Origin of the sequence: Marinobacter sp., from assembly GCF_052094685.1 — a bacterium.
GTDB lineage: Bacteria > Pseudomonadota > Gammaproteobacteria > Pseudomonadales > Oleiphilaceae > Marinobacter.
This window is the reverse complement of the sequence record NZ_JBQDKB010000036.1, coordinates 1-26,293: the sequence shown is the minus strand read 5'-3', so window position 1 is coordinate 26,293 and position 26,293 is coordinate 1. Positions and strand designations below refer to the sequence as shown.

Sequence of the window (26,293 nt, the reverse complement as noted above, 5' to 3'; positions counted from 1 at the left end):
ACCACTTATTGATATCTGGTGACAGTTTGTCTGATTACTGCTGTGGGTTCAAGCAACGGCTTCGTTTGAGCTTTCCGTTTTGTCGCTCTGCATGGAGGGCGGGAACTGGATATCCAGACCTTCCACGGAGAGTTTACCGGAGATCAGGCGAGGGAGGAGTTGGGTTTTGGTTTTCTCTAGATTGTCGTTCATCGTAGTCAGAGTTTTTTTCTGTTCGTAGAGCGGCTTCACCAGACTCTCGAATTGGTCAATCAGAGCGCCATCCGGGACAAGCACTTGATTTGAGTATGCCTGTTTTCGATTCAACCCCGGCACGGCTGCATCGTTGTTTATAAAGTTGACTGAATGCAGGAGGTAGTACAAGAAATGTTCGCTCAAGTCAGATTCAACGAAGTACACCGTATCGATTGGATAAAAGGCAACGTCTGACCAGTGAATAGCGCCCACATTCCCCTTTCGACCTACAATTATCCCCGGTCGCTGAACAAAGGCTTCATTGTGGAAACCAACGACACCACTAGAGCCATAAACAGGAACCGCGCCTTCAAGGCGGTCCTCGTTTTTGAGAGCTTTCCCATACTGTAGGGACAAGATGTCACTAAGCTTCTTTACCGGCCAGCCAACTGGAAGCCCCTTCTCAAACTCCGCCTTCTGCCACCCAGGGAACCGGAATCGCACAAACCACTCGCGGTAGATTTCCTCGGTCATGTTTTCCAGCAGAGTAATGCGGCGTTTATTGTTTTCGATCAGATCGTCGTAGGCCCTCAGTATTGCAGCGATTCTGTTCTGTATTGAGAGCGCTGGAAAGTTATGCTCGTATTTTTTTAGCTCTCCGATCCCCATCCGGACCTGGTTCGCGCTACCTTTCGCCCGTGACTCAATGTGATGCTTGAATAAGATCGTCTTCGTGAGATACGCAAAATATTCCAAGCATATTTCCCCAGCTTGTGGGAATCTCAGACACACAGCATTCTGATTAAGAAACGAGCCAGCAAAGGTGTGATTTACTCTCGTCGTCCTTCCCACGACAGATCCAGGCTGAGTTGGATGCGAACCAACCGTCGCAACCACGATATCACCCTCCCTCAACTCATGCGCTTGGTATTTATCATGTTTAGAATCAGGTAAATAACTATCATCCTGGCGTTTCACTATCTCGCCAGCCACTATATTGGTCACTTTGACAACATGTATCCCGTTATCTGAATACTCAGACTCCTTCCATGCCCCACCATTGATAAACTCACAAACATCGCCGAGCTTTCGATTTGCCATTTTAGTCCCCCAACAACATTTTCAGATTATTGGCAATGACACTCCGATTTTGATCAGAGCTCGAGTTCAAGGCTTCTAACTCATCTGCACACGCAAGCAAAGAGGCAGTGAACTCTTCCTCAGTCTTCCCATCCTCTTCAATCACAACCCCCACATACCGCCCAGGATTCAGCGAGTAATCCTGCTCTTTCACCTCCTCCGGAGTGGCCAATTTGCACAGGCCAGTCACATCCTCGTACTCGGCATTCGGGAAACGTTCCTGCAACCAGTAGATATGTTGATAGCAGCTCTCGGCGCTGCGGACTTCCTTGTGCAATTCTTCCAGAGCTTCCTTCAGGCGGCGAGCATTGCGGTCGGTGGTGGTGCGCTTACCGGCTTTTCGGGCGTCTTCAGCCCTGGCCTTTTCATGCTGACGCACCACCTTGTCCAGTTGCTTAAGGCCTGTGTGCAATTGCTGGAAAAAGGGATCAAATTTCGCCCTGAGTTCCTGCTGTTTACGGTTGGCAGCCTCAACAGCACCCGGTGCAGTCAGGTGCAGATCGGCCGCCTCTGTGTAGTCATCATTGGCTTGCTTCAACGCTTTGAGGCCCTGCCACTGGCTGACCAGCTCGCCCACTGCCTGTTTGCCTTGGGCGTCATCCAGCACCTCCAGTAACTGCTCGCTGACCGGCTCCACTCTTTCCCGGTTCACCAGCAGTTGGTCTATGCCCTTGCGGAAGTAGCTGTCTACCAATCGGATGAAGTCGGCCCGCTTGCCTTTGTGCAGTTTACTGATGGTGGCGATGTTCTGGATCTGTTCCTCGCTGAACTCCCGGTGGGCACGGTCGATCTGAGTGAAGATGTTGCGGGCATCGATAAACAGAATGCGGTCGTCCTGCTTGTTCTTATCAAAGAACCAGAGAGTTGCCGGCAAGGTAACCGTGTAGAACATGTTGGACGGCAGGGTGAGCATGCCGTAGATCAGGTTGTTCTCAATCAGGGTGCGGCGAATGTCTGCTTCGCTGTGGCGGGCATCGGAGGCGGAATTGGCCATGACCAGCGCCGCCCGGCCGCTGTCCGGCGTATTGTTCTTAAGGGAGGTAGCAAACAGGTTGATCCACAGATAGTTGCCGTTGGGAACCGTTTCCTTCCCCTGTTCGCTGGCCTTGGCCTTGGTTTTCTTACGAGGCAAGCCGTAAGTATGGAAGCGTGGGTCGTCCTCCACGGCGGCCAAAGGGACGTCATCCACATTAAACGGCGGATTGGCCAGCACGAAGTCGAACTTGCCGAAGCCATCAAAGGGGTTTTCGGTGTAACTGTTGGCTTGGCGTATCTCGCCCCGCAGGCCGTTGACAGCCAGGTTCATCTTGGCCAGCTTGACGGTGTCCAGGGTCTTTTCCTGGCCGTAAACGTAGAGCTGGTCTTCGTCGTGAGTCGCGCCCAGCTCATCCAGCTTCCTGCGATGGCGCTCCACAAAATGCTGGGACTGCACAAACATCCCGGCCGACCCACATGCCGGGTCGTATACGGTGCCATGGTGAGGCTCAATGATTTCCACCATCAGTTTAACGACCGAGGGAGGTGTGAAAAACTCGCCGCCTTTCTGACCTTCACTCAGGGCGAATTTACCGAGGAAGAATTCGTAAATCTTGCCGAAAATATCACCGTTGGCATCGTGCGGAATGTTGGAAAGGGTTTTCAGCAATTCCGCCAGCAAGGTATTGCTGGTGCGGGTGAGCGCGACATATTCATCCTTCGGAAGAATACCATCCAGCTCGGGTTTATATTCCTCGATGGCTTCCATGGACTGTTTGATTTTTTTGGCCAGGTCTTCCTGCTCTGGCAGCCCAAGCAGGTAGTGGTAGCGAGCGTGGTCCGGAAGGTAGAAGCCGCATTTCTGGATGGCGATTTCCGAGATCGGCTTTTCACGGCGAGTGCCTTTAAGTTTCGCGAACTCCTTGGTGATGTCTGCCTCGGCACGCTTGTATTTATTATCCGCAAATTTCAGGAAGATTAGCCCCAATACGGGTGTGGCGTATTCGCTGGATTTGAGATCGGAATTGGCACGCAGGTTATCGGCAGCGGACCAAAGGTCGTCTTCAAGCTGTTTGAGCTGTTCGGCATTCATGGCGGAAAGGCATCTCCTGAAACAACCACTACACAAAATGTGGAGGAGACTCTAAACAACATTGAACGGGTGAGCCATAGCAAACACGCTATTCGAACGTTATTCTTGTTGAAATCTATTACCCATACCATGAGGCGTGTAGCCCTTCAATTGATATGAGCGATTCGAAATCTCAAGCCCGCAAGCTCGGCGAACTGATGTGCACTGTTACCGAACAGATTCTCTGGCAACCCGCCGCAGGCTGGGTCCAGCAACGGGCATCTGGCAGCACTCTGGTGTGCCGGGTGGGCTCCGGGCAGGCGACTTATCATCGTTTTGAACCGCAGTATCAACAGCATCAGATTACTTACGGTCTTCGCATGATTCAGGCCAAACACCAGGCTGATACGGCGAGTGGCTGGCTCTCCAGCCGGGAGATTCTCAAGCGGGGTTATTTCGACGGTGAGCTGAGCGCTCTTAACCTGTTGGCGCACACCTGCTGTCACGAATTCGCGCATTTGTTGCAACACAGTGCGGGGCAAAGATATCGCGGTTCGGTTCATAACCGGCATTTTTACAACATACTTGATGAACTGCATGAAAGTGGTAGTGCAAAAACAACTCGGGAGGCACTGGCGAATCGGGCCAGTGAATACCAGGTTCCGTTATCCAGTGTGCCTTTCCAACTTCCCGATCCGGCGCTCCAGCCTTCGCCCTGGCAAGTGGATGACACGGTTGTTTTCGACTCAGGTGCCAGGGAGTTTCACGGAGAGATCATCCGAGTCAACCGGAAAACGTGCACTGTGGACGGGACAGGGCAATTCCGAGGTCGACGCTACCGCGTCCCCATTTCGATGCTGCGCAGGGCACACTGACGCAAGCACGGAAACAACATCATTCTGGCGGCGCGGGTGTGAGCCGGTTGTCTATTTCAGCACATTAGCCATCGACACCAGTGCCCGGGCAACCTCAGGTAGCTTCTTACCCTGATCCATAGCCAGCTTTCGCAGAACCCGATGGGCCTCATCATTATTAATTCCGCGGTGGCCCATCAGCAACAAAACCGCTTTTTCCTGGGTTTTCCGATCCTCCAGTGCTTCCTTGGCACTTTGTAAGTCCTCACTCATCTGTTGAAGCCGGCGCGACTGCTCTCGCACAAGGTCAAAAATCGACCGTCCAAACTGCTGCCCAACACCATCACTGTCCCAAGTTTTACCTGGCTGGGGCTCTCCGTTACGGTTTGATTCACACAGAACCAATAGGGGTTGCGCTGGATTTTCTGGCTGATCGAGTGAAGCAATCAGTGCCTCGTGATGCGCCAACGAACTCCGGGCCTCAGCATACCGTTCTACGCAACGCCCATGAAAGCGGCCTTCCACCGACTCTTCCACCTTTTTAAGCTCATCCATACGCTCACTCATCAGCGCAAACCAGTGATCGGCAAGCTCCGAAGCCAATCGCTTATAGCGGCCAACCGAACATCCGAACTGCCGAAGGCGCCCGATTTCCTTTTCTCTCTCATTTGTAAGAAGCCTCTGCAACTGCCAACGGCTTTGCTCGTCTGCAAACCCGAGAAACACTTCAAAACACCGCTCCTGTGCTTCAACAAGGTGCGTCATGCGCTGAGCCTGTGCAATATCAAAGCTGCCACTGGAGAACCCGACGGAGCCAGTTGCACGTTCCTGACCACAAAACTCCTTGCCGTTCATCAAATGCACCATGGCCACCAGCAAACGTGCAAGCGAAGGATCTACTGCGGTATCCGCCGCCTCAAAAACCACGGCAATCAATCGATGAATGAGCAGGCCGTAGGATTCCGTTGCCTCTGACACCGACACTGCTCGGGTTTTCATTCTCGATCGTAGCTCCGCCAAGCTCTCCAACCCGTGAAGAGCACTGGCGATATGGGCCAGCAGGTGACTACTGACTGGATGAGTCGTCAGCTCTTCATGGATCTCAGCCAGAGCCTGCTCGAAAACGATACATAAGCGTGCCGATTCCGCGGCGATTGCCTTTCGCTCCGAGCCAAACTTTTCACCACCCGACCCCAGAAAAATATTAGATGCGCCTCGTTCCCGCTGCAGTCCATGCACAAGGTTGCTGATGCTCTGTACCAGCTTCCCCATCTGTAAAAAGTATTGGAGGTTCATAAGCTCACATCGTCTGGATGCGATCAAGTATTCCTTAGCTGAGGATTGGGCAGAGATATGTCGATACCTACTGACATTCATTTCAAGGCTCCGGGCATGTGGCCAGACAATGGCGTTACAGAAAATCTGAGCAATTACCACGCCAGCAAAAAAGCCTCAAAGTCGTGCAACCTGCCCCGGCAAAGGGCAAAAAGGCCACGTCCCTCAACGAAACACCGATAAAATTTATGGTAAACCACTGTATTTAAATATTATTTAAAACTGGCACGATCATCGCTTAATAAAACTTAAGGACGAAGATCCTGGCCAAGGATTCGGCCGACCTATCAGATTACTATTGTTGGCATTGGCGCCGGATCATCAACTTCCTTATGGGACGAGATGCTCCGGCTTTTTTGGTTTTAAAAGGGGCGAAGAAGCAGAGAGGATCCAAAAAATAGAACCTACATTGATCGTCTGTGGCCATGGAGAGAGAGCATCACTATGAGCAAGAAAACCCTGATCGTTATTGGCAATGGCATGGTCGGCCACCATTTCCTGGAACAATTTGTCGCCAGCTCAGCCGCTTCAAACTACGACATTCTGGTGTTTGGTGAAGAGAAGCAACTGGCCTATGACCGGGTGCATCTGTCGGAATATTTCACCGGATCCTCCCACGCAGATCTCGCCATGAGTACTGCTGACTGGTACACGGCACAAGGCGTTCAGCTGTGTTTGAATGAGCCGGTAACCGCCCTGAACCGTGACCAGCGTACGGTCACTACACCCAAGGGTGAATATGGCTATGATGAGCTGGTACTGGCAACCGGATCCTATCCGTTTGTGCCTCCCATTGAGGGTCAGGAAAACCCCCACTGCTTCGTATACCGAACCCTGGAAGATCTCGATGCCATCCGCGCCAGCGCCCAGGAAGGCAAGTCCGGGGTGGTTGTGGGTGGCGGCCTGCTCGGCCTGGAGGCTGCCAACGCACTGAAGAGTCTGGGCTTGCAGGCCCACGTGGTGGAGTTCGCATCCCGGCTGATGCCGGTGCAGCTGGACACCGACGGCGGCGCATTGCTGCGTCACAAGATTGAGGAATTGGGCGTCCAGATTCACACCGAAAAAGCCACTGCCGCCATCGTTGCCGGTGAGGAATCTCGTCTGCGCATGAACTTCAGCGATGACAGCCACCTGGAAACCGACCTGATTGTATTTTCTGCCGGTATCCGCCCGCAGGATGGCCTGGCCCGGGCCAGCGGCCTGGAATTAGGCGAGCGCGGTGGCATCGTCATTAACGATCGGTGCACCACGTCAGACACATACATTCATGCCATTGGCGAGTGTGCGCTTTGGAGCCAGCGCATTTTCGGCCTGGTTGCTCCTGGCTATGCCATGGCCCGAACCCTGGTTTCGGTTCTGAACAACGATAGCAACGCAGCCTTTGCCGGCGCCGACATGAGCACCAAGCTCAAGCTCTTAGGCGTCGACGTAGGCTCCATTGGCGACGCTCAGTGCCAGACTCCTGGTGCGCGCAACATCCGCTTTAACAACGAGCAGGCTGGCCATTATCGCCGCATGGTGATTAGCGAAGATGGCAAGAAATTGCTGGGCGCCATTCTGGTGGGTGACAACAGTCACTACGACACGTTGCTGCAATACACTCTAAACGGGATTACTCTGCCAGACAATCCCGAAACCCTGATCCTGCCGGAGGGCCAGGGTGGCGCCCCGATCTTGGGACCGGACGCGCTGCCAGAGACGGCTTCGATCTGTTCCTGCCACAACGTAACCAAGGGCGATATTTGCGGCGTTATTTACGCCGGCTGTTGTGATCTTGCTGGCGTTAAGGCCGAGACCAAGGCCAGCACGGGGTGTGGCGGCTGCACTGCGCTACTCAAGAATGTGGTCGACTGCGAGCTGGAAAAGCGCGGAGTGGAGGTAAACACGGATCTGTGCGAGCACTTCCCATACAACCGTCAGGAGCTGTTTCATCTGGTTAAGGTTAACGGCGTCCGCACTTTTCACACGCTGATCACTCAGCATGGCAAAGGCCTTGGTTGTGACATCTGCAAGCCGGCGGTTGGTTCTATTCTGGCCACCTGCTGGAACGAGCACATCCTGGCCACCGACCACGTGCCGCTGCAGGACACCAACGACACATTCATGGCCAACATGCAGAAAAACGGTACCTATTCCATCGTACCGCGTATTCCCGGTGGCGAGATCACCCCAGACAAGCTGATAGTGCTAGGCGAAGTGGCTAAACAGTACGATTTGTACACCAAGATTACCGGCGGCCAGCGGGTTGACCTTTTCGGCGCGACTTTGAGCGAGTTGCCGGAAATTTGGGAGAGGCTTATTGCCGCTGGTTTCGAGACCGGTCATGCCTACGGCAAGTCCTTGCGCACGGTGAAATCCTGCGTTGGCAACACTTGGTGCCGCTATGGCGTGCAGGACAGCGTAGGCATGGCCATCCATCTGGAGAACCGCTACAAAGGCCTGCGCGCGCCGCACAAGGTCAAGATGGCTGTGTCTGGCTGCACCCGCGAATGCGCCGAGGCTCAGAGTAAGGATTTCGGGGTGATCGCCACGGAGAATGGCTGGAATCTTTATGTCTGCGGTAATGGTGGCATGCGTCCACGCCACGCCGATCTGTTTGCCACCGACCTTTCCGATGAAGAACTGATCCGCACTATCGATCGGGTGGTTATGTTTTATGTACGTACGGCCGACCGACTGCAGCGCACCAGTGTCTGGATGGAGAATCTGGAGGGTGGCCTGGACTATCTGAAGCAGGTGGTTCTGGAAGACAGTCTGGGCATTTGTGCGGAGTTGGAGGAGCACATGAACGGTATTGCAGATACCTACCAGTGTGAGTGGAAAACGGCGGTGGAAGATCCGGAGAAGCGCAAGCGATTCCGCGAGTTTGTGAATGTGCCGGAGCAGAAGGATCCGGTGCAGCAGTGGACGACTGAGCGGGGGCAGAGGCGGCCTGTTTTGGCGTCTGCGTAGCCTTCGAGGTTTTGTTGTGACGCAAGGGGCACGGGGTGCTTATCCGCCGGGAAAAAATGTCTGAGCGTAGCGAGTTGTTTTTCCCAGAGGATAAGCACCCCGCACCCCTCGCTTACCGAACTCGGGAATATCGAAAAGTGAAAATTCAAGGAGAACACAGATGAAAGCTCGTACTTTTTGGAACGCGGTTTGTACTGTTGAAGATTTGGTGCCGGAATCCGGTATTGCGGTTTGGACGGAAGACGGGCCGGTGGCGGTGTTTTATCTGCCACACCGGTTGCCGGCGCTGTTTGCCATCAGTCATACCGATCCGTTCAGTGGCATCAATGTTCTGGCTCGTGGTATCACGGGGGATCTTAAAGGGGAGCCAGTCGTGGCTTCGCCGCTGTATAAACAACATTTCAATCTGAAAACCGGTGCCTGCCAGGAAGATAATTCGGTTATGGTTAAAGCTTACCCTGTTCTCCTCGATGGCAATCGGATTCTCTTGAAAATTCCCGAAAGTCAAAGGGCAGCCGTGGCAGCTTAACCACACAATAGGCGGCATCAACCAATATTGACGGCTCGGAATCTACCTGGGGGCGCCCACTGCCAGACAACCTGAGGTAAGATCACGAAAACACCTATAAAAAGGATGCTGCCCGTGAAGCCCCTCAACCCCACCGACCAGCTTTTCCTCTGGTTGGAGAAGCGTCAGCAACCCATGCATGTAGGTGGGCTGCAGATTTTCTCGTTTCCTGAGGATGCTCCGGACGATTACGTGGCCAGGCTTGCCGAACAGCTTCGCGAGAATACGGGAGTGACGGCGCCGTTTGATCGGCGCCTAAACAGTCGGCTGGCGCAACCGGTTTGGGTGCACGATAGCCACCTGGATTTGGAGCATCACTTCCGCTTCGAGGCTCTGCCTACACCCGGAAGAATCCGTGAACTGCTCACTTTTGTGTCTACCGAACACTCACATCTTATGGATCGGGAGCGGCCCCTGTGGGAGGTTCACCTTGTTGAAGGTGTTGGCCACAGGCAGTTTGCTCTCTACATCAAGGTGCATCATTCACTGGTAGATGGCATTTCCGCTATGCGAATGACCCAGAGAATGTTGTCCACGGATCCCTCAAAGCGCAATATGCCACCGATTTGGGACTTATCAACACGCCCGGGGCGGCACGAGGGTGTGAGCCAACCTTCTCTCTGGCAAAGCATTAGCCATTTGCTGGGAATATCGGGAAAGCAGTTGGGTACGGTGCCGACTGTCACGCGGGAACTATTGCGCACGATCAACACCGCCAGAAAAGACGCTACCTACAACTCGCTCTTTCAGGCACCCCGCAGCATTCTGAACCAGAAAATCACCGGCTCCCGCCGTTTTGCCGCCCAGTCGTACTCTCTGAAGCGGATAAAAGCGGTTTGCCATGCCTACGGCGCCACTGTGAACGATGTGGTTACGGCCATGTGCGCGAGCGCCCTGCGTACCTTTTTGATGAATCTGGACGCGCTTCCAACCAAACCACTCGTTGCGATGGTGCCTGTTTCTCTGCGCAAGCATGTGAGTTCTGCAGACGGCAGTGTTGAAGGTGGCCAGTCTGAAGGCAATCAGGTGGGGGTTATTCTGGCCAACCTACATACGGATGAAAGCAATGCGGGCGCACGGCTGCAAAAAATTCACCAAGGTATTCAGGAAGCGAAAGACCGCTACGCTCACATGTCGGCTGAAGAAATTGTCAACTACACCGCTCTAACTCTGGCGCCAGCGGCGTTTCATCTGCTAACCGGTCTGGCGCCTAAGTGGCAGACATTCAACGTGGTGATATCCAATGTGCCCGGGCCCAAAGAGGTCCGTTACTGGAACGGCGCCAAACTGGAAGGCATGTACCCCGTGTCCATCGCGATGGCTCGTTTGGCGCTGAACATGACACTGACCAGCTACAACGGTCAGGTAGAATTTGGGCTAATAGGCTGCCGCCGAACGCTTCCTAGCCTGCAGCGTATGCTGGAGTACCTGGAAGACGGGCTAGTGGAGCTGGAACAGGGTGCTGTTAGCTGAACTTCACTTCGCCGTTACGCTCGGAAATTTGATCATTCAGCGTCCAGAAATCATAAAGAATACCAATCAGGAACAGGCCGCCAGTCAGCAGGTAGATAATTCCGGTGATCCATTTGCCCATGTACAAGCGGTGCAAGCCAAAAACACCGGTAAAGGTCAGTAACAACCAGCCAATGCTATAGTTAACTTCACCCTCACGGAACCGGCTGTCTGCTTCCGCATCCATGGATGGAATTAAGAACAGGTCGATAATCCAGCCGATGAAAAACAAGCCTAATGTGAAAAACCAGATTGTTCCTGTGATGGGTTTACCGTAATAAAAGCGATGGGAGCCAAGAAACCCGAAGATCCAAATTAAGTATCCCAGCAGGACGCTGTGGGTATTCTGTCGATTAGCCATATAGGGCTCCGATAACAATTAAGTGCAACGTTCTATCAAATATGGGGCCTGCCGGTTTCTTCCACAAGGCCTGCGAGCATAGTGGCGGGCCGGCGGGTGGTGTTTATTCTCCTTGGGAAAAACAACTCGCTGCGCTCAGACATCTTTTTCCTGGCGGAGAATAAACACCACCCGCCGGCCTTCAAGTCTTGCAATAGCGCCAATTTTCTCTCGAAAACTAATCAGGGCCCCATCTCAGGCGCCGGGTCAGACCCACCCTCACGAAACTCACTGGCCGATTTACCCGTCCACTTGCGAAAGGCACGGCTGAAGTTGGATAGGTCGGCGTAGCCCAGTTCATAGGCAATCTCGCTCACGGACTGGTTGGTGTAACGAAGTAACTGAATAGCACGGTCTTTGAGAACGGTCTCTACAATTTCACGGTAACTGGTTCCTTTCTCTGCCAGCCGACGCTTCAGCGTACGAGAAGACACGCAAAAGCGCTCAGCTATGGCCTCCAGCGAAGGTAAGGGCGCGGGTATCATTCGCAGCATGTTGCGCACGGCTATGGCGAGGTCTCCCTGCTCTTTCAGGGCCTTCTGCAGTTCAAACTCGCATTCATCCCGGGCCATGCGAGAGGCTTCGGCGTCCGCCAGCCGCATGCGCACACTCAATAGTTCTTTTGGGAACACCAGCATTGCATCAGGCTGCTCATATTCAAACCGTACCGGCAGATGATCTTCGAGCTGACGGTAATAGGCGGGCTCTGGGCCACCAAGGCGCACGGTTACACCTGGCAGTTTTCCGTCATTAAGGCCAAACCCATGCGCCTGGGCATCGCTGCGGTCGAGTAGCTGTTCGGTGAGCAGAATAAGAGTTGCGCTGACGGTTTCAGCCAAAAACGGGTAAAGCCCTGGCGCATCAAACTCAGTGCACAGTTTCACCAGCACATGGTCGTCAGTTTCCGATTGGCTCATGCTCAAAAAAGGCGCTCGTAACTGCAGATAACGGTGTACGGAATCTAAAGCGTCAGCAAACGTAGGGCTGGTTAGAGCGGCGAACCCAAGAGTGCCGTGAATGGTTACCCTTAGCTCCCGGGCAAGCATGAAGCTCAAGCCGTCTTTCCCCGCAAGCGCCAACGCGCGTTCGGCGATAATCATGGCATCGGTGACAAATACACGGCTGTCATTCGCTTTCAGGTCATCCGGCCCAAAATTCAGTCCTTCATAAAGCGCCCGGTCGTTGTGGCCTAGCTGACGGACAGTCTCAGCCATCACGCGCATATACACGCCCGGCACCAGGAACACCCCCAGCATCTGCCGTTCTTTTTCTGGCCCAGTGGTCGCCATAAACTGCCCTTGGTTGCCGCAATGAAAACCTCAAAACGACTCTAGCAGAAGCTCGGAACCATCACAGTGGGACAAGATGCACCCAGGCCTACGTCGCGCTGGCCAACTTTTGGTCATTCTGTCCCATTCAGAATGAGAGCCGTCCCGTTTTCGCATTCATCCCGACGCTGGACTCCGACACACTGAAGCCATGACATCAGCCAATGTGAGGAGTAGACCCATGCTGAGTACAAAAACCGCCGATAAGCAGGCTAAAGCAATCCATCAGGCATCAAAAACGCCGGATAACGTCAGCATCAAGGCCCAGCGCATGGGATTCGAGTTTGACGAGCAAGTGCCCCAGTACTGGCTAGAGAACAGCCACTTTCTAAGCCACACCATGAATGCACTTTCGGTGCTTTTCCCACAGGGCGAACAGTTTTTTGTGGATTCTGTGCGTGCATTTCGGGATCAAATTAACGATCCCAAGCTGAAAGCCGAGGTGCGTGGCTTTATCGGCCAAGAAGCGATGCACTCCTTAGAGCATCTCGCCATGAACCAGCATGTGCGAGACCAGGGCATGCCAGTAGAGGATTTGGAAAAGCATCTCACGGTCGTTTTAGACATAGCCAAAAAACTGCCAAAACGCCATCAGCTTGCCATTACCTGCGCCTTGGAACATTTAACCGCAATGATGGCGGATATGCTTCTGGAGCGCGACGATATTCGTGAAGGCATGCACGAGACCATGCGCCCGCTCTGGGCATGGCACGCCATTGAGGAAACCGAGCACAAAGCCGTAGCTTACGATGTGTTTCAAAGGGTTGGAGGCACCTACGCCGAAAGAACCTTTTACCTGGCCTTCAGCACGGCCGCTTTGGGCGTTGTGGGCTCCTATTTCACCTGTCGCATGATGCTGAACGATGCCAAGCGCTTCTCCGTTGCCGACACCACCCGGGGCCTTTGGCGCCTATGGGGGAAGAACGGCACGTTCTCCAGCCTGATTCCTACCTGGTTTAGCTACTTTAAGCCGGGCTACCACCCTTGGGATCATGACAACAGCGAGCTAATTGCGCGTTTTAAAGCGGAGATTCAGTCTTACATTGCACCGCAATACCAGAGCGGAAATCGCAAAACACTGCAGTGACCTTCGCATGCAATAAAATAAACAGGCCGGCCAGTAAGCGCCGGCGTGTTTAGCTTCCAGCTACAGAACCCTGATCGTGCATCGCAACGCCTTTCGCTTCCACAATACCTTTGCGCCACAACCGCCACTCGCCGGGCTGATAAATATCCCATTGCTCATCGGTGGTCAGCGGCTCGGTTACGATCACGCTAACAATGTCGTTCGGCGTGGTTTCAGACTCAAAATCCACAATCACGTCGGCATCTTTTAGCCTGGCTGGGCCGAAAGGCGCTCGGCGGGTGATGCTGGCCATTTTGGTGGTGCAGTAAGTGAACAGCCAGTCGCCATTGCTCAGCAGCAGGTTGAAAACCCCTTGGCCGGCAAAGGCTTTTGAGAGGCGAACCAAGTGCTCGGTCATAACCTCGACAGAATCGTCGCGATCACAGTGATTACGCAGATGGTTGAGGATATCGCAAAACAGAGCTTCACTGTCGGTACCGCCCACCGGCTCGTAAAAACCTGCCGATGGCTCAAACTCAGAAAGCTGTCCGTTATGGGCAAAGACCCAATATCGGCCCCAGAGTTCGCGCATAAACGGATGGGTGTTGGCCAGACAGATTTCGCCCACATTGGCCTGGCGAATATGGCAAATCGCCACTTCGCTCTTGATAGGGTGAGTTTGAACCACTTCGGCAAGCCGTGAGTTGGCGCTGGCATCCACATCGTGGAAGGCCCGCACGCCTTTACCCTCGTAAAAGGCCACGCCCCAACCATCTTTATGAGGCCCGGTATCACCGCCTCTGCGGGTCAGCCCGGTGAAGCTGAAGCAGAGGTCGGTTGGCGTGTTGGCGCTCATGGCCAGTAGTTCACACATAGAACAAAGAGACTCCTTGCAGGATTCAGAATTCTACCGCAAGAATACCCGAATTAGCCGGGCAAGCCAGTGTCAGCCATATAAGTTCTTGCGGGAAAAACGCGCCACCAGCGGTTGATAGGCAGAGCCAAGCACACGGTTCAGGGCATCAATTCCCCAGGCATCTGGGCCTACCAGAATACGGGATTCATCTTTGAGAATGCCTTTCACAATAATGCCAGCGGCTTTGTCTGGCGTGGTCATAGCCAGCTTATCGAAGCCTTTGCGAAGTTCCTTCACATCATTAAACCCGGTCATGCGCGCCGCGTTGGCAATATTGGTGCGAATGCCGCCCGGGTGCACACAGCTAACGGCTACCGGCTGTTTTTCCAGCTTCATTTCCTGGCGCAGAGATTCCGTAAACCCACGTACCGCAAACTTTGCCGCGTTATAGGCACTTTGCGTGGGCACGCCAATCAGGCCAAACACACTGGAAATATTCACCACGTGGCCATCACCCGAAGCAATCAGGTGTGGCAAGAAGGCACGGGTACCGTGGGCGACCCCCCAAAAGTCGATGTCCATAATCCACTGGAAGTCAGCGTCAGACATTTCTCTCACCGAAGCAGCAAGCGCCACGCCAGCATTGTTGATGATCACATTAACTTGGCCAAAGTCCTTCGCCACTTCGGCGGCATGGGCGTATACAGCCTCTCTGTCACCTACATCCAGTTTGTAGGTTTTAACATCCGCGTCCTCAATGGCTGCAGCAGTTTCGGTCAGACCTACTTCGTTAACATCTGACAGCGCCAACCTGCAGCCGCGTTCCGCCAGGTTTTTTGCGAGAGACCGCCCAATGCCAGAACCCGCACCTGTGATAACCACTACTTTGTTTTTCAGATCTTTCATGGCCGTAGGCCTCTTATTGTGTGTTGTGCCCGTTAAAGCAGATACTCTAACAAGTACAGAGCTTCTGAATATGGCTATAGCAATCTGCCTCACATGACACTTGGGCCACTCTGACTCTGCCCCGACTTTTGGGTACAATCCCAAATCTCCGGAGGCGTCAGCCTATCGGATTTCTTAAACCCTGAACCTGCGGATTTTCTGTATGGAATGGAGTCTTACGCACTTCTGGCTGATTTTGGCCCTCATATTGGGGCTGGCTGAGCTGACATCCGGCGTTTTGCTATTACTGGCACTGGGTATTGCTGCTGCTTTGACCGCCATGTTGGCATTCATCGGCATGTCGTTTGAATGGCAACTTATTGGCATGGGCGTGTTTTCGGGCCTGTTGGTGCCTATTGCTATCCGTTGGATTCGCCCTCGCTTTTCTCCCAAAGGCGTAGCTTATGGCACCACCGGTACCGGTGTTGAACAGGGCAAGCGTTATCGCACACTAAAGCGGGATTTCGACGACGCCACAGGCATCAAAGTCAACGGCGACTTTTATCGCCTGAGAGACGAAACAACCGGTGTCACTGATTTTCCGGAAGGAACCGACGTGATTTTCAAACAATTCGATGGCACTACCGCCATTGTTCAATCAGCCACACACAAGGAACTGTAAGCATGGAATCCTATCTCACACCCGGGCTGATCATCAGCCTGATTATTGTTGCTATCGGCGTTTTCATCATTGCCAAAGGGCTGGTTATCGTTCGCCAGTCTGAAGTGATGGTTATTGAGCGTTTGGGCTCATTTAACCGCGTTCTGGAAAGCGGTGTGAACATCATCATTCCGTTTGTTGAGCGGCCTCGCCCTATCACCATGATTCGCTACATGCGCATGGGCGAGGAATACCACCCGATGACCAGCGACGAAACCCGAATCGATCGCCGGGAAACGGTGATGGATTTCCCGGGGCAGCCAGTGGTAACCACCGACAACGTCACCGTGAAAATCAACGGAGCCCTTTATTACCAAATCATCGACCCGCGCCGCGCGGTTTATGAAGTAGCTAATATGAGCCAGGCGGTGGAAGTACTGGCTAAAACCACCCTGCGTTCGGTGGTGGGCAAAATGGAACTGGATAAGCTGTTTGAATCCCGGGCAGAGGTGAACAATGCCATTCAGGCCGAAATGGAAGAAGCAGCCTCCAAATGGGGTGTAAAACTCACCCGGGTGGAAGTTCAAGACATCAACATGCCTGAAGAAGTTGAAGACGCCATGCGCCTGCAAATGGCTGCTGAGCGTAAGCGCCGGGCCACGGTAACCGAAGCCGAGGGTGAGAAAACAGCAGCCATTGCCAAAGCTCAGGGCCAGCGCGAATCGGCCATTCTTAACGCTGAAGGCGATAAAGAATCCTCAATATTACGTGCCCAGGGTGAACAGGAATCCATTCGTCTGGTGCTGAGTGCCATGGGCGATTCGGAAGAAAACAAGCAAACGGTTATCGGCTATCTGCTGGGGCAAAGCTATATCAAAATATTGCCGACCATGGCCCAGGAGGGCGAACGGGTGTTTGTGCCCTACGAATCGTCTGCGCTGCTAGGCTCCATGGGCATGTTCCGGGAACTTGCCGGCAGCCCGGAAGATGTCGTTCGTCAGTCGTTACAGAAAGACGGCCTGCGTGGTGGGCTGGTCGGCGGCGCTGGCAACGTTTAAGCCTTCTCATATCCGTGGACAACCTGTTGGCGTCAGCCCAGCAGGTTGTCCAGCGGCTCGTCGTAGCTCGGCGCGAACACCTCCAAGAAGTACATCACCTCTGGCAATGCCTCCTGCTCAAGCTTTTGCCTAATCTGCCTCTGTGCCGGCTCAAACTCCCGGTTACCCGCACGCACTTCCGCCTGACATTTGAGCCAGGCCGACAACCGATCTGCCGCTTTGATTAACTCGCGATCCTCTATCGGCTGCCAGGATTCCCGCAGGTAAGGTGCAAAATCCTCACGCAAATCCGCCGGCAGCAGTGCCAGCAACTCTGCCTCTGCTTTGTGTTCAATGTCACCGAAAGCCTCGCGCATTACCCTGGAGTGATATTTGATGGGTGTGGGCATGTCTCCCGTGATCACTTCGGTTGCATCGTGGTAGAGCGCCGCAGTGGCAATTCTGTCGGCATTTACCTGCCCGCCAAAGTGCCGGTTGCGGATTAAAGCCAAGGCGTGGGCCAACGTGGCCACTTCCCAGGAGTGCGTAGCGACGTTTTCTTCAATCGCGTTGCGCATCAGCCCCCAGCGCTTAATCCAGCGCAGACGGGAAACGTAAGCAAAAAAATGACTCATGGGCTGTGGCACGCGCTTTATTCCTTTGTGACTTCTTCATATAAAGAGGCGACTCTTAACGGGCATCAAGGGTGAATTCTATGATTACGTTGCCATCGTCCGCCACTTCGGCGTTACGGGACGGGTCTAGTGTGAATAACTGCTTCGCCGGAACACCGTGGGTATCCCGCAGTATGTCCTGCACCATAGCGCCCCGACTGTTAGCGAGGTTAGTCAGTGCCTCCGGTGCTGCTAATGTGCGCTCGCCGGCAAGATAAGCCTTGCGGGCTTCTTTCCAGTCTTGCTCTGAAAGCTCCCCATCCTGATTTGCTGCCAGCTCATCATGCAAAAGCACCACGCCATCGGCAGAAGGCGACACGCCGCCCCGGATATTCAGTAGCAGGTCGGGGCGGTCTTGTAAGGCTTTCGCCAGAACGGCAAGTTTATCAGCCTCTCCCGGTGCAAGTTTGGCTGTACCTGGCTCAAAGCTCATTTGGCCCAGTTCTTCACCGCTCAAACCGGCGAGATCGGCAAGCGTCCCCAGCACGCTGAATGGTGACGTCGCAGCCTTGGCAAGCACATTTACAAAGGTTCCCATAACCACCTGGCCAATGCTGAACTCCGGGTTGTCCATATTACCGCTGATTGGCAAGTGCACTTCGATAACGCCCTCGCTGTCCCGAAGCAGAGCCAGCCCAAGCTTCACAGGCGCATTAATGGCTTCTTCACTGGCGACGGCTTTTCCTAACCCCAACCGGTCCAGAACCACCTTGTTCGAGGCATCAATTTGGCTGCCGGTAATCTCGTAATCCAAATCGAGATTCAGCTTGCCACTGTCTACTCCGTACCCTAAATAACGACTCAGATAAGGTGAAAGACGAGGCAACGAGAGGTCGCTCATGGTTAACATCAGATTACTTTTTCCTTCTGTACCCAGGGTGCCAATATTGCCATCAAACTCAACACTGCCACTGCCCAGGCGACCGTTTAAGGAAACCTTTCCCTGCTGGGGCGACACGTTACTAAGACCGGTTACCGTGCCATTTAGCTGGTTTAGCGTGGTTGTAAAAGTTGGGTCCAGGGTGCGGTCGGTGTAATCGATCTCGCCTTTTTCAACCATTAACTGGCCAATGCGAAATATAAACGGCGCCTCCTTGCCTGCACCCTGTTGCGGCTCTGCGGAGGCATTGCCAGATTCTGTCGCTGGGACAATCTGCTCTACGTTATGCACGCCGTTAGAGTTACGCACCAGATTAATAGCGGGTTGAGCAAGGGTAACTGTGCCGATTTCCAACCTGGCTGGATGTACATTGTATTCAATGGGTGCCAGGCGCAGTGTTTGCCATGAGATCAACCGCTTACTACTGCCCGGCAACTGAAGATTCAGGCCTGCAACCTCTGCAGTGCCGCTGAAAGTGCCGGTTAAGGGATCCTGTTGTCCATCGAGATCCAAATTCCCATCCAGCCCCAGCTCGCCGCCGGCCACCGCAAGATTGGCCGACTCCTGCAAATAGGGTTCAAACGCTGCCAACATAATGCCCGACCCGGACATAGCAGCTTCCAGATTAAATGGCTCAGGCGTTACCTGGCCATTCAGAGAGAATTTGCCGCCACTGGCAAGAGCTGCCTGTAGTTGATACGACATGGGCTCTTCCATCTCGCTGCTGATATCACCGGTATTAAGCGATAACTGTTCCAGCGCCAATTCTGCCGGTTGGTCCGGCTGTTGGTCCTGCCAAAGCACACGGCCATCCGAAACCGTGACACCTGCCAGCGACCAACGAAAGGCCTGCTTACCCGCCGCGGGCCCGGGCGTCTGTGTTGCTGGCTCTTTCGGCTCGTTGTTGTTCGCAAATGCGGTCAGCTCTGCAACCCAATCAATCTCTCCTGCTTTATTGCGGGCTAACTTGATATCGGGCTGTTCAACCGAAATTGGCCCCACACTGGCTTCAAGAGCGTTCAAATCAAACCCAATATCTTCTATCGCAATGGTTGCGGTGGTTAAGCGGGACTGCTTGCTTTGCTTATTCAGGGCGATCGCTAGTTCTTTTACGGATAATTGGCCATTGCTGGTAGAAAGGTACAGGGTGTCGGCAAACTGAAGCTCATAATCTGAGCGCACGGTGACTTTGCCGCCACGTAAGTCATAGGGCAGGTAGGGCGCCAGAAAATGCCCTATCGTTTTATGATCGACGCCTGAGACCGCCAGGTTGCCACTGGAAAACAGCGGCGTAACACTGAGGCTGCCCTGCCACTCAATGGTCTGGTTACCCAAAGCGGCCTGCAGATGATAGTCGCTGCTGTGGTCGTCTCGCTGCCAGGTAGCAAGGTCGTTCAACGTAAGATCCAGCGGCGTAACCCGGAATTCCGCCATCTCAGGCTGTGTGAAATCCCGAAACAGAAGTTCGCCGCCGTTTACTGTAAGCTGCTGAAAATACAGCGAAGGCGGTGCTTGATTGTCTTCTGGTTCAGTCTGTTCTGGCGGCAGACTGTCTTTGCCTGCACTGGCCGCTTGAAAATCCCGTGCGAAGTTCACATTGTAGTCTTCAAGCAAGTCCAGCCGAATGAACGGCTCATCAAGCTCAATAGCCTCAAACCCGACAACACCGCGAAACAGTGCAAAGAAGTTCAGGTTTATATACAGACGATCAAAGCCAACAACTTTTTCGCTGTCGCCATCTTGTGCAGTGAGATTCAGCGCTTCAACACTCAGCGCAAACGGATTGCTGCTGACACCCTCAACCTTGGCCTGCCACCCCATATGCTGCTCAAGCTGATCAGGCAGGGCACGCTTCAGCCACCAGGGCAGCAGCAAAAAGCCCGCCAAGCTGTATAACACGATGAGTACGAGCGCCCCGATCAACAGGTTTCTGGGAAGGCGACTGCGCTGACGGCTATGGGCCACTGATTTCTCCTTTCGGGTATGCATTCCTGACAAAGCCACTACACAAGGATAGTCGGCGCACCCCCCTTTTGTCAGCTACTATGCCGCCATCGCTGACAGGTGCAAGTGAACCCTATATCCTGAACGTTCGTAACCCACTCGCCAGAACACGTCTGACGATCAGCAAACGAGGGCCCGAGATTATGGATATCGGCGATATGCGTCGCGACTTTGAAAGCGAGGGACTGGATCGCGAAGCACTGAGCGGCGATCCGGTCGAGCAGTTCGAAACCTGGTTTGGCGATGCCCGCGAAGCCGGTATTCTTGAGCCCAACGCTATGTCTTTGGCTACCGCTGGTGTCGATAGCATGCCAGACCTGCGCACGGTACTACTGAAGTACTTCGATGAACGTGGTTTCGTGTTTTACACCAACTACGAAAGCCGAAAAGCCCAGGAATTGAGAGAAAACCCAAAGGCCGCGCTGCTGTTCCCGTGGATTGGCCTGAACCGTCAAGTACGCATTCAGGGCAAGGTTGAAAAGGTCAGCAAAACTGAATCGTTAAGGTATTTCTCGTCGCGCCCACGGGGCAGCCAAATTGGTGCTTGGGTCTCCGAGCAAAGCAAAGCCATCACCTCTCGGGGACTTTTAGAACAGAAAGTGGCAGAAATGAAGCGCAAGTTCAGTGAGGGCGAAGTGCCATTACCCGGATTTTGGGGTGGCTATCGAGTTGTGCCCGAGCGCATAGAATTCTGGCAAGGCAGGCCCAGCCGACTTCACGATCGATTTGAATATGTAAAGGAAGGCGATGATTGGCTCATCCAGCGACTTCAACCCTGATTGCGCAAAGGTTCGGCAAAAGCCAACCATCAAGCTGTGCCACCAAACCGGACAAGTGCCAGAGGTTGCACCGAGCTGGCTGACGGCCCATGAGCGCGAGAGGTTTGCCGGGCTCAGCAGCAGCCGGGCGTCAGAGTTTCTCACCAGCAGATGGTTAATTCGGCAGGCTTTAAGCAGGGCAGGCTCCGTGCGCCCAGACCAGTGCTGGCCCGAGGACGGGCGCCCAGCAACCTCTGCCAGCCCAGCTGGCTGGCATCTCTCACTAAGCCACAGCCACGGGCTGTCTGCCTGCGGCACTCAATATGGCTCTGCATTGGGAATAGACATCGAGCCCAGTAAGCGACACCCACAATGGCAAAAGGTGGTTAAACGCTGGTTCTCTCCCGTTGAGCAGGAATGGTTGTTTCAAGAAGATGACCCCCACAACTTTCTCAGAGCCTGGACTCTAAAAGAGGCATGGCTAAAGGCCACCGGCCGGGGCATCGCTGGCAACCTGCAAACCCTGGAAGTGCGCCGCAATTTTGAACTCTACGGCGACCAGCCAGACAATCACTGGCAAGCCTGCTGTTTTTACACGGAAGGCTTTTTGGCTACAGTAGTGTACAGACAAACCGCAGATGACCGGCCCGGATCATGGCCCTCCATCACCCTGCTGGAACCACCATTCGACGACTACAGCCTGAATAAAGCAAACCGACTGGATACACACTGGGAGCCGCTGTTCCAGCGTAAAATTCGAGCAAAGCGCTGACAGCCACACCGAGATAACGTTATATGCCAATCGCCGTTACAAGCAAAGCCCCCGCCGCAACCGAACGCTGTCCATGGTGCGGTACCGATCCGCTTTATGTGCATTACCATGACACAGTCTGGGGCCGGCCAGAATACGATGACCTGGAGCTATTCGAGAAGCTGTGCCTGGACGGCCAACAGGCAGGGTTAAGCTGGATAACCATCTTGCGCAAGCGCGAAACCTATCAAGCTGCTTACGATTATTTCGATCCAGAAAAAATCGTCCGATACGATGACAACAAGATTGCGGAGTTACTGGCAAACCCAGGGATTGTGCGGAATAAACTGAAGGTGCAGTCGATTATCAAGAATGCCAAAGGGTATTTGGACTTACAGGAGAAGGGCTCTGGTTTTTCCAGCTTTCTCTGGTCGTTTGTGGGGGATAGCCCCATCCAGAATAACTGGCGCAGCATTGAGGAAGTACCAGTCACCACTGCGGAATCCGAAGCCATGTCCAGGGCGCTTAAACGGGCAGGGTTTACCTTTGTAGGACCAACGATTGTTTACGCATTTATGCAGGCGGTGGGCATGGTTAACGACCACTTGATTGCATGCCCCCAGCATAGCCTGTGCCGCTCCCTGGCACTGTGATCCTGGCTGCTATTAAGACTGGGCAGCTACAATCGCGTATTCATGGTTGTGCGGTTCAATGAGAACACCGTGCAATGCAATGATCGCTTTTTCGTAATCGTCTTCATCGATTACAAACTGCATATCAACCTGGCGCATACACTGGTGCATAGCCAACACGCTGATTTCTCCATCTGCCAACGATTTAACCGACCGGGCGAGGATGCCTGGCACCTTCATGTCGCTACCAATGGCTGAAACCATGGCAACTTTACGGGTGCTGACTTCACCGTTAGGAAACTCCCCTTTCAGCGCTTTCACTACCCGCTTAACGTGCTTAAGTGTGCTACCTACATAGTGGGTGATCGTGTTGGCGTTGGTGTCCTTGGCCATAAAGCGCACTTTAAAGCGGCTCAGGATATCCAGAATACGACGATCGGAGCCCGGTTCGCCCTGCATGTCCTGATCAAACACCTCTATTGCAAACACACCTTTGGCGCCAGCAATAATTTCAACCTGTGGCTTTTCGCTCACATAGTCACCGGTAATCAAGGTGCCGGTATGCTCTGGCTCGAACGTGTTCATCACTCGCAGTGGAATTTCTGCCTGGCGCAGACCTTTACCGGCACGGGGGTGAATCGCCTCCATACCAAGGTTCGCCAGCTGGTCGGCCACGTCGTAATTAGTGCGACCCAACGGGACCACTTTTTCAGCGCCCACAATGTTGGGGTCGGCAGAGCTCAGGTGAAACTCCTTGTGGATGACGGCTTCGCGGGCGTCGGTAATAACCGCCACTCGGCTAAACGTCATCTCGCTGTAGCCCCGGTCGAAGGTGCGCATCAAGCCTTCCTGACACTGGGCGTAGCCGGTAACAATGGGCAGCTCACGGGTGAGGTCCACCGCATCAAACGCCTGTTTCAGCTTCTCATCCAGCGGCAGCAACTCGGTGTCGCGCCAGCCGGTCAGATCCACAAAGCGTGCATTGATTCCCTCTTGCTGCAGCTTCAAGGTGGTGTTGAAGGCACTGTGCGCCTCGCCAATGCCCGCAAGCATTTCACGAACCGTTAGCAGGTGCTCTTCCAACTGAAACTGGCCGTAAGAACAGAGGCGCTGCAGGTCGATCAAACAACCGCGAACCCCTTCAATACGATCAGTAATAAACTGATCCGCCTGCTGCTTCAGCATGGGGTCTTCAAACAGCTCACCGTTAATGTCAGTCATGAACTGGATCAGCTTGGTAAGATCATCTGCCCAGGCCCAGTCTGACTCCGCATCGGCAAACAGCGCGTAAACACCGGGCTCGCCGGTTTTTTTGTGCTCCAACAGTTCGTTGGTTACGCCGGCATAGGCAGACACAACAAAAATGCGCTGATAAAGCTCTTCGTCGCTGTACTTCGCGACAATAATGTTATCGCGTACAGCCTCATAATTGCTCATTGAGGTACCGCCGATCTTCTCGGCGGTATGTAATTGGCTACTCATAGTTCCTAACCTTGGCTACCCTGCAGAATGAATGTCCCTGATGGCAGGCGTCTTACGACGCCTTGCTGACTCCTTCCTGCATGATTTCATCCACACTCTTGCCCAGGATTTCGGCGCCCAGTTTCAGGTCGTCCTTGCTGGTTGTCAGCGGCATCAGGCACTTGATTACCTCATCATTCGGGCCACTGGTCTCGATGATCAGCCCATGCTCAAACGCACGCGAAGTAATCGGGCCTGTCAATTCTGCGTTTTTGGCTTCAATGCCACGCATCAAGCCACGACCTTTCATTGTGAACTCGTTCGGGTACTTATCACATATTGCCTGCAGCGCGTCGCCCAGAACCTGAATCTTTTCCTTCACTTCGTTGGCAAACGCGTCGTCTTTCCAATAGGTTTCTATGGCAGCACGGGCCGTGATAAACGCCATGTTGTTACCACGGAAGGTACCGTTATGCTCACCCGAGCCCCAGATGTCCAACTCCGGTTTGAGCAGCACCACAGCCATCGGCAAGCCATAGCCACTCAAAGACTTGGAAACGGTTACGATGTCAGGAGTAATACCTGCAAATTCAAAGCTGAAGAACTCACCGGTGCGGCCATTACCTGCCTGGATGTCATCCAGAATCAGCAGCATATCGTGCTTCTTACACAGAGTCTCCAAACCTTTCAGCCACTCAGCACGGGCCGCATTCAAACCACCTTCACCCTGAACCGCTTCCACAATAACTGCGGCAGGCACCTCAACACCGGACGAACTATCAGACAACAGCTTGTCCATAATTGCCAGGCTGTCTACATCTTCACCAAGATAGCCGTCGTAGAACATGAAATCCACATTGCTCAGAGGCGCACCAACACCACCACGGTGATGCTTGTTACCCGTTGCAGCAACTGCACCAGTGGTTACACCGTGAAAACCGTTGGTGAACGAGATAATGCCAGTGCGCCCCTTTACTTTACGGGCCAGCTTGAGGGCTGCCTCTACACAGTTAGTACCGGTTGGGCCAGTAAACTGCATTTTATAGTCCAGACCACGGGGGTCCAGAATGTATTTCTTGTAGGCTTCCATAAAGCCGTGCTTGGCAGTGGTGTACAAATCCAGACCCTGGCTCACACCGTCGGCTTCAATGTACTCAAGCAGAGCTTTTTTCAGGATGTCGTTGTTGTGACCGTAGTTCAGTGAACCGGCACCTGCCAGAAAATCGAGATATTGCTTGCCGTCTTCAGTGTAAAGGTGCGCGTTCTTGGCGCGATTAAAAACCACTGGAAAGGCACGGCTGTATACACGTACTTCGGATTCGTTCTTGAAAACTTCCATTATATTTCCTCTTAGCCTGCTCGGCTTTTTAAATAGAATTCGTTAAAGATAGCTCTGAGGCTGGGGCGCATCAGTGGGTAGGGCGTTGAGGTATCTTCAAAAACACGCATGTTTTTGACGCGCTACTCCCGGAGCCCCAAAAAGCTCTCAGGATTACTTGGTAAACGGCCCAATACGCAGCAGAAATTCAGAATCGTGCTTGCCGCCAAAATGGGTGTCTTTCTCGAAGTGCTCATGGTCAACAATCTCGGCGCCCATATCCCGTGCAAACGAACGGAACAGCGCCCATGAGGCTTCATTATCTGCGGTGATCGTGGTTTCCATGTGGGTCACGTTTTTACACGCATCACGGGCCACGATTTCTTTTAACATCCGCTTGGCCAAGCCTTGCCCACGACCTTTCTCGTGAACCGCTACTTGCCACACAAATACAGTCTCGGGCTGTTGAGGAGGGGTATACCCGGAGATAAAACCGACTAGGTCGCCGTCTTTCTCCGCAGCCACGCCGGTCTCGGCAAAATGGCTACACTGCAGGAGGTTGCAGTAAATTGAGTTGGCGTCCAGTGGAGGGCATTCCGCTACCAGCTGGTGGAGCCTGAAGCCATCATCCTTAACAGGTGTACGCAGGGTGATGGCGGTGGTATTCGATCCTTCTGATGTCATAACTTAGTCAGTTCGCCGCTAAAAGTTAGGGTTGAATTATATAGACCTCGAAATATATTTCAAGTCTGACTGGGTAGCAGCGCCCCAGAGAACGCCAGCACTTACCTCAACTTTGGTCCGTATTCCCGCTTATACCAACGCCTGGAGCCTTACGACGAAACCTTTAGGCCTCCAAACAAGCAAACCCAATAAAACTAACCAGGCGCTGAACAACTAGCCCCATACCGATAACAAGAGAAACACCGATGATGCCGCAGCATCACGCGCTCATCCATGCTCTGGGCCAGCGACCCACCCAAATCGTACTGAGGATCAT

At 53.5% G+C, this 26,293-nt stretch carries 22 protein-coding genes and 1 pseudogene; 10 read left to right on the top strand and 13 right to left on the bottom strand.

Annotated features, from left to right (window positions below):
• Positions 1-48: 48 nt before the first annotated feature.
• Positions 49-1,275 (bottom strand): restriction endonuclease subunit S, encoded by a 1,227-nt coding sequence (locus ACTH3S_RS09235; protein ID WP_441808716.1) that lies wholly within the window; start codon positions 1,273-1,275, stop codon positions 49-51.
• Between the two features lies 1 nt (position 1,276).
• Positions 1,277-3,382 carry a type I restriction-modification system subunit M gene (locus ACTH3S_RS09230; protein WP_441808715.1) on the bottom strand — a complete coding sequence of 702 codons (2,106 nt, stop codon included), beginning with the start codon at positions 3,380-3,382 and terminating at the stop codon, positions 1,277-1,279.
• A 155-nt stretch (positions 3,383-3,537) separates the two neighbouring features.
• Here ACTH3S_RS09230 and ACTH3S_RS09225 point away from each other — a divergent pair, with 155 nt between their 5' ends.
• On the top strand, positions 3,538-4,236 hold the full coding sequence (locus ACTH3S_RS09225; protein WP_441808714.1) for a hypothetical protein: 699 nt from the start codon (positions 3,538-3,540) through the stop codon (positions 4,234-4,236).
• A 51-nt stretch (positions 4,237-4,287) separates the two neighbouring features.
• On the opposite strand, the gene ACTH3S_RS09220 is transcribed toward ACTH3S_RS09225, so the two are convergent.
• Positions 4,288-5,511: a nitrate- and nitrite sensing domain-containing protein gene (locus tag ACTH3S_RS09220; RefSeq protein WP_441808713.1), complete on the bottom strand. Its 1,224-nt coding sequence runs from the start codon at positions 5,509-5,511 to the stop codon at positions 4,288-4,290.
• A gap of 483 nt (positions 5,512-5,994) precedes the next feature.
• On the opposite strand from ACTH3S_RS09220, the gene nirB reads away from it, so the two are divergent.
• The 3 genes from nirB to ACTH3S_RS09205 all read left to right on the top strand — a co-directional run bounded on the left by nirB (position 5,995) and on the right by ACTH3S_RS09205 (position 10,543).
• Positions 5,995-8,502 carry a nitrite reductase large subunit NirB gene (nirB, locus tag ACTH3S_RS09215; RefSeq protein WP_441808712.1) on the top strand — a complete coding sequence of 836 codons (2,508 nt, stop codon included), beginning with the start codon at positions 5,995-5,997 and terminating at the stop codon, positions 8,500-8,502.
• Between the two features lie 160 nt (positions 8,503-8,662).
• Complete coding sequence (gene nirD, locus ACTH3S_RS09210; protein WP_441808711.1) at positions 8,663-9,031, top strand: nitrite reductase small subunit NirD; 369 nt, start codon at positions 8,663-8,665, stop codon at positions 9,029-9,031.
• Between the two features lie 114 nt (positions 9,032-9,145).
• The gene (locus tag ACTH3S_RS09205; RefSeq protein ID WP_441808710.1) at positions 9,146-10,543 is read left to right on the top strand and encodes a WS/DGAT/MGAT family O-acyltransferase; all 1,398 of its coding nucleotides are present in this window, start codon (positions 9,146-9,148) and stop codon (positions 10,541-10,543) included.
• On the opposite strand, the gene ACTH3S_RS09200 is transcribed toward ACTH3S_RS09205, so the two are convergent.
• A complete protein-coding gene (locus tag ACTH3S_RS09200) occupies positions 10,536-10,943 on the bottom strand; it encodes an NINE protein (protein WP_441808709.1) in 408 nt (135 codons plus the stop codon). The two genes, ACTH3S_RS09205 and ACTH3S_RS09200, sit on opposite strands and share 8 nt — an antisense overlap.
• Before the next feature lie 221 nt (positions 10,944-11,164).
• Entirely contained in the window at positions 11,165-12,271 is a 1,107-nt protein-coding gene (locus ACTH3S_RS09195; protein WP_441808708.1) for a helix-turn-helix domain-containing protein, read from the bottom strand.
• Positions 12,272-12,491: 220 nt separating this feature from the next.
• Here ACTH3S_RS09195 and ACTH3S_RS09190 point away from each other — a divergent pair, with 220 nt between their 5' ends.
• Positions 12,492-13,397, top strand: coding sequence for a metal-dependent hydrolase (locus tag ACTH3S_RS09190; RefSeq protein ID WP_441808707.1), 906 nt, complete (start codon positions 12,492-12,494; stop codon positions 13,395-13,397).
• A 49-nt stretch (positions 13,398-13,446) separates the two neighbouring features.
• Here the strand turns inward: ACTH3S_RS09190 and ACTH3S_RS09185 are convergent, their stop codons facing one another.
• Together ACTH3S_RS09185 and ACTH3S_RS09180 are read right to left on the bottom strand one after the other, a co-directional pair.
• The gene (locus ACTH3S_RS09185; RefSeq protein ID WP_441808706.1) at positions 13,447-14,250 is read right to left on the bottom strand and encodes a class II glutamine amidotransferase; all 804 of its coding nucleotides are present in this window, start codon (positions 14,248-14,250) and stop codon (positions 13,447-13,449) included.
• Between the two features lie 72 nt (positions 14,251-14,322).
• Positions 14,323-15,138, bottom strand: coding sequence for an SDR family NAD(P)-dependent oxidoreductase (locus ACTH3S_RS09180; protein ID WP_441808705.1), 816 nt, complete (start codon positions 15,136-15,138; stop codon positions 14,323-14,325).
• 202 nt (positions 15,139-15,340) lie between these two features.
• On the opposite strand from ACTH3S_RS09180, the gene ACTH3S_RS09175 reads away from it, so the two are divergent.
• Entirely contained in the window at positions 15,341-15,799 is a 459-nt protein-coding gene (locus ACTH3S_RS09175; RefSeq protein WP_441808704.1) for an NfeD family protein, read from the top strand.
• Between the two features lie 2 nt (positions 15,800-15,801).
• Positions 15,802-16,836, top strand: coding sequence for an SPFH domain-containing protein (locus ACTH3S_RS09170; RefSeq protein WP_441808703.1), 1,035 nt, complete (start codon positions 15,802-15,804; stop codon positions 16,834-16,836).
• Between the two features lie 32 nt (positions 16,837-16,868).
• Here the strand turns inward: ACTH3S_RS09170 and yfbR are convergent, their stop codons facing one another.
• Together yfbR and ACTH3S_RS09160 are read right to left on the bottom strand one after the other, a co-directional pair.
• Positions 16,869-17,450 (bottom strand): 5'-deoxynucleotidase, encoded by a 582-nt coding sequence (gene yfbR / locus ACTH3S_RS09165; RefSeq protein ID WP_441808725.1) that lies wholly within the window; start codon positions 17,448-17,450, stop codon positions 16,869-16,871.
• Positions 17,451-17,505: 55 nt separating this feature from the next.
• Positions 17,506-20,334, bottom strand: a complete 2,829-nt coding sequence (locus tag ACTH3S_RS09160) for a DUF748 domain-containing protein (protein ID WP_441808702.1) — start codon at positions 20,332-20,334, stop codon at positions 17,506-17,508.
• A gap of 182 nt (positions 20,335-20,516) precedes the next feature.
• Here ACTH3S_RS09160 and pdxH point away from each other — a divergent pair, with 182 nt between their 5' ends.
• Genes pdxH through ACTH3S_RS09145 form a run of 3 tightly spaced genes read left to right on the top strand, consistent with a single transcriptional unit; the run spans position 20,517 to position 22,535 of the window.
• A complete protein-coding gene (pdxH, locus tag ACTH3S_RS09155; protein WP_441808724.1) occupies positions 20,517-21,152 on the top strand; it encodes a pyridoxamine 5'-phosphate oxidase in 636 nt (211 codons plus the stop codon).
• The gene (locus ACTH3S_RS09150) at positions 21,121-21,903 is read left to right on the top strand and encodes a 4'-phosphopantetheinyl transferase family protein (protein ID WP_441808701.1); all 783 of its coding nucleotides are present in this window, start codon (positions 21,121-21,123) and stop codon (positions 21,901-21,903) included. The genes pdxH and ACTH3S_RS09150 overlap by 32 nt, the downstream gene beginning before the upstream one ends.
• A 23-nt stretch (positions 21,904-21,926) precedes the next feature.
• Positions 21,927-22,535 (top strand): DNA-3-methyladenine glycosylase I, encoded by a 609-nt coding sequence (locus tag ACTH3S_RS09145; RefSeq protein ID WP_441808700.1) that lies wholly within the window; start codon positions 21,927-21,929, stop codon positions 22,533-22,535.
• Between the two features lie 12 nt (positions 22,536-22,547).
• Here the strand turns inward: ACTH3S_RS09145 and ACTH3S_RS09140 are convergent, their stop codons facing one another.
• From ACTH3S_RS09140 to ACTH3S_RS09125, 4 genes and pseudogenes are all read right to left on the bottom strand, one after another.
• Positions 22,548-23,996, bottom strand: coding sequence for an aspartate kinase (locus ACTH3S_RS09140; RefSeq protein ID WP_441808699.1), 1,449 nt, complete (start codon positions 23,994-23,996; stop codon positions 22,548-22,550).
• A 52-nt stretch (positions 23,997-24,048) separates the two neighbouring features.
• On the bottom strand, positions 24,049-25,314 hold the full coding sequence (ectB, locus tag ACTH3S_RS09135) for a diaminobutyrate--2-oxoglutarate transaminase (protein WP_441808698.1): 1,266 nt from the start codon (positions 25,312-25,314) through the stop codon (positions 24,049-24,051).
• A gap of 153 nt (positions 25,315-25,467) precedes the next feature.
• A complete protein-coding gene (gene ectA, locus ACTH3S_RS09130) occupies positions 25,468-25,977 on the bottom strand; it encodes a diaminobutyrate acetyltransferase (RefSeq protein ID WP_441808697.1) in 510 nt (169 codons plus the stop codon).
• Between the two features lie 194 nt (positions 25,978-26,171).
• Positions 26,172-26,293 (bottom strand): annotated as a pseudogene (locus tag ACTH3S_RS09125) (radical SAM protein); the annotation flags it as partial.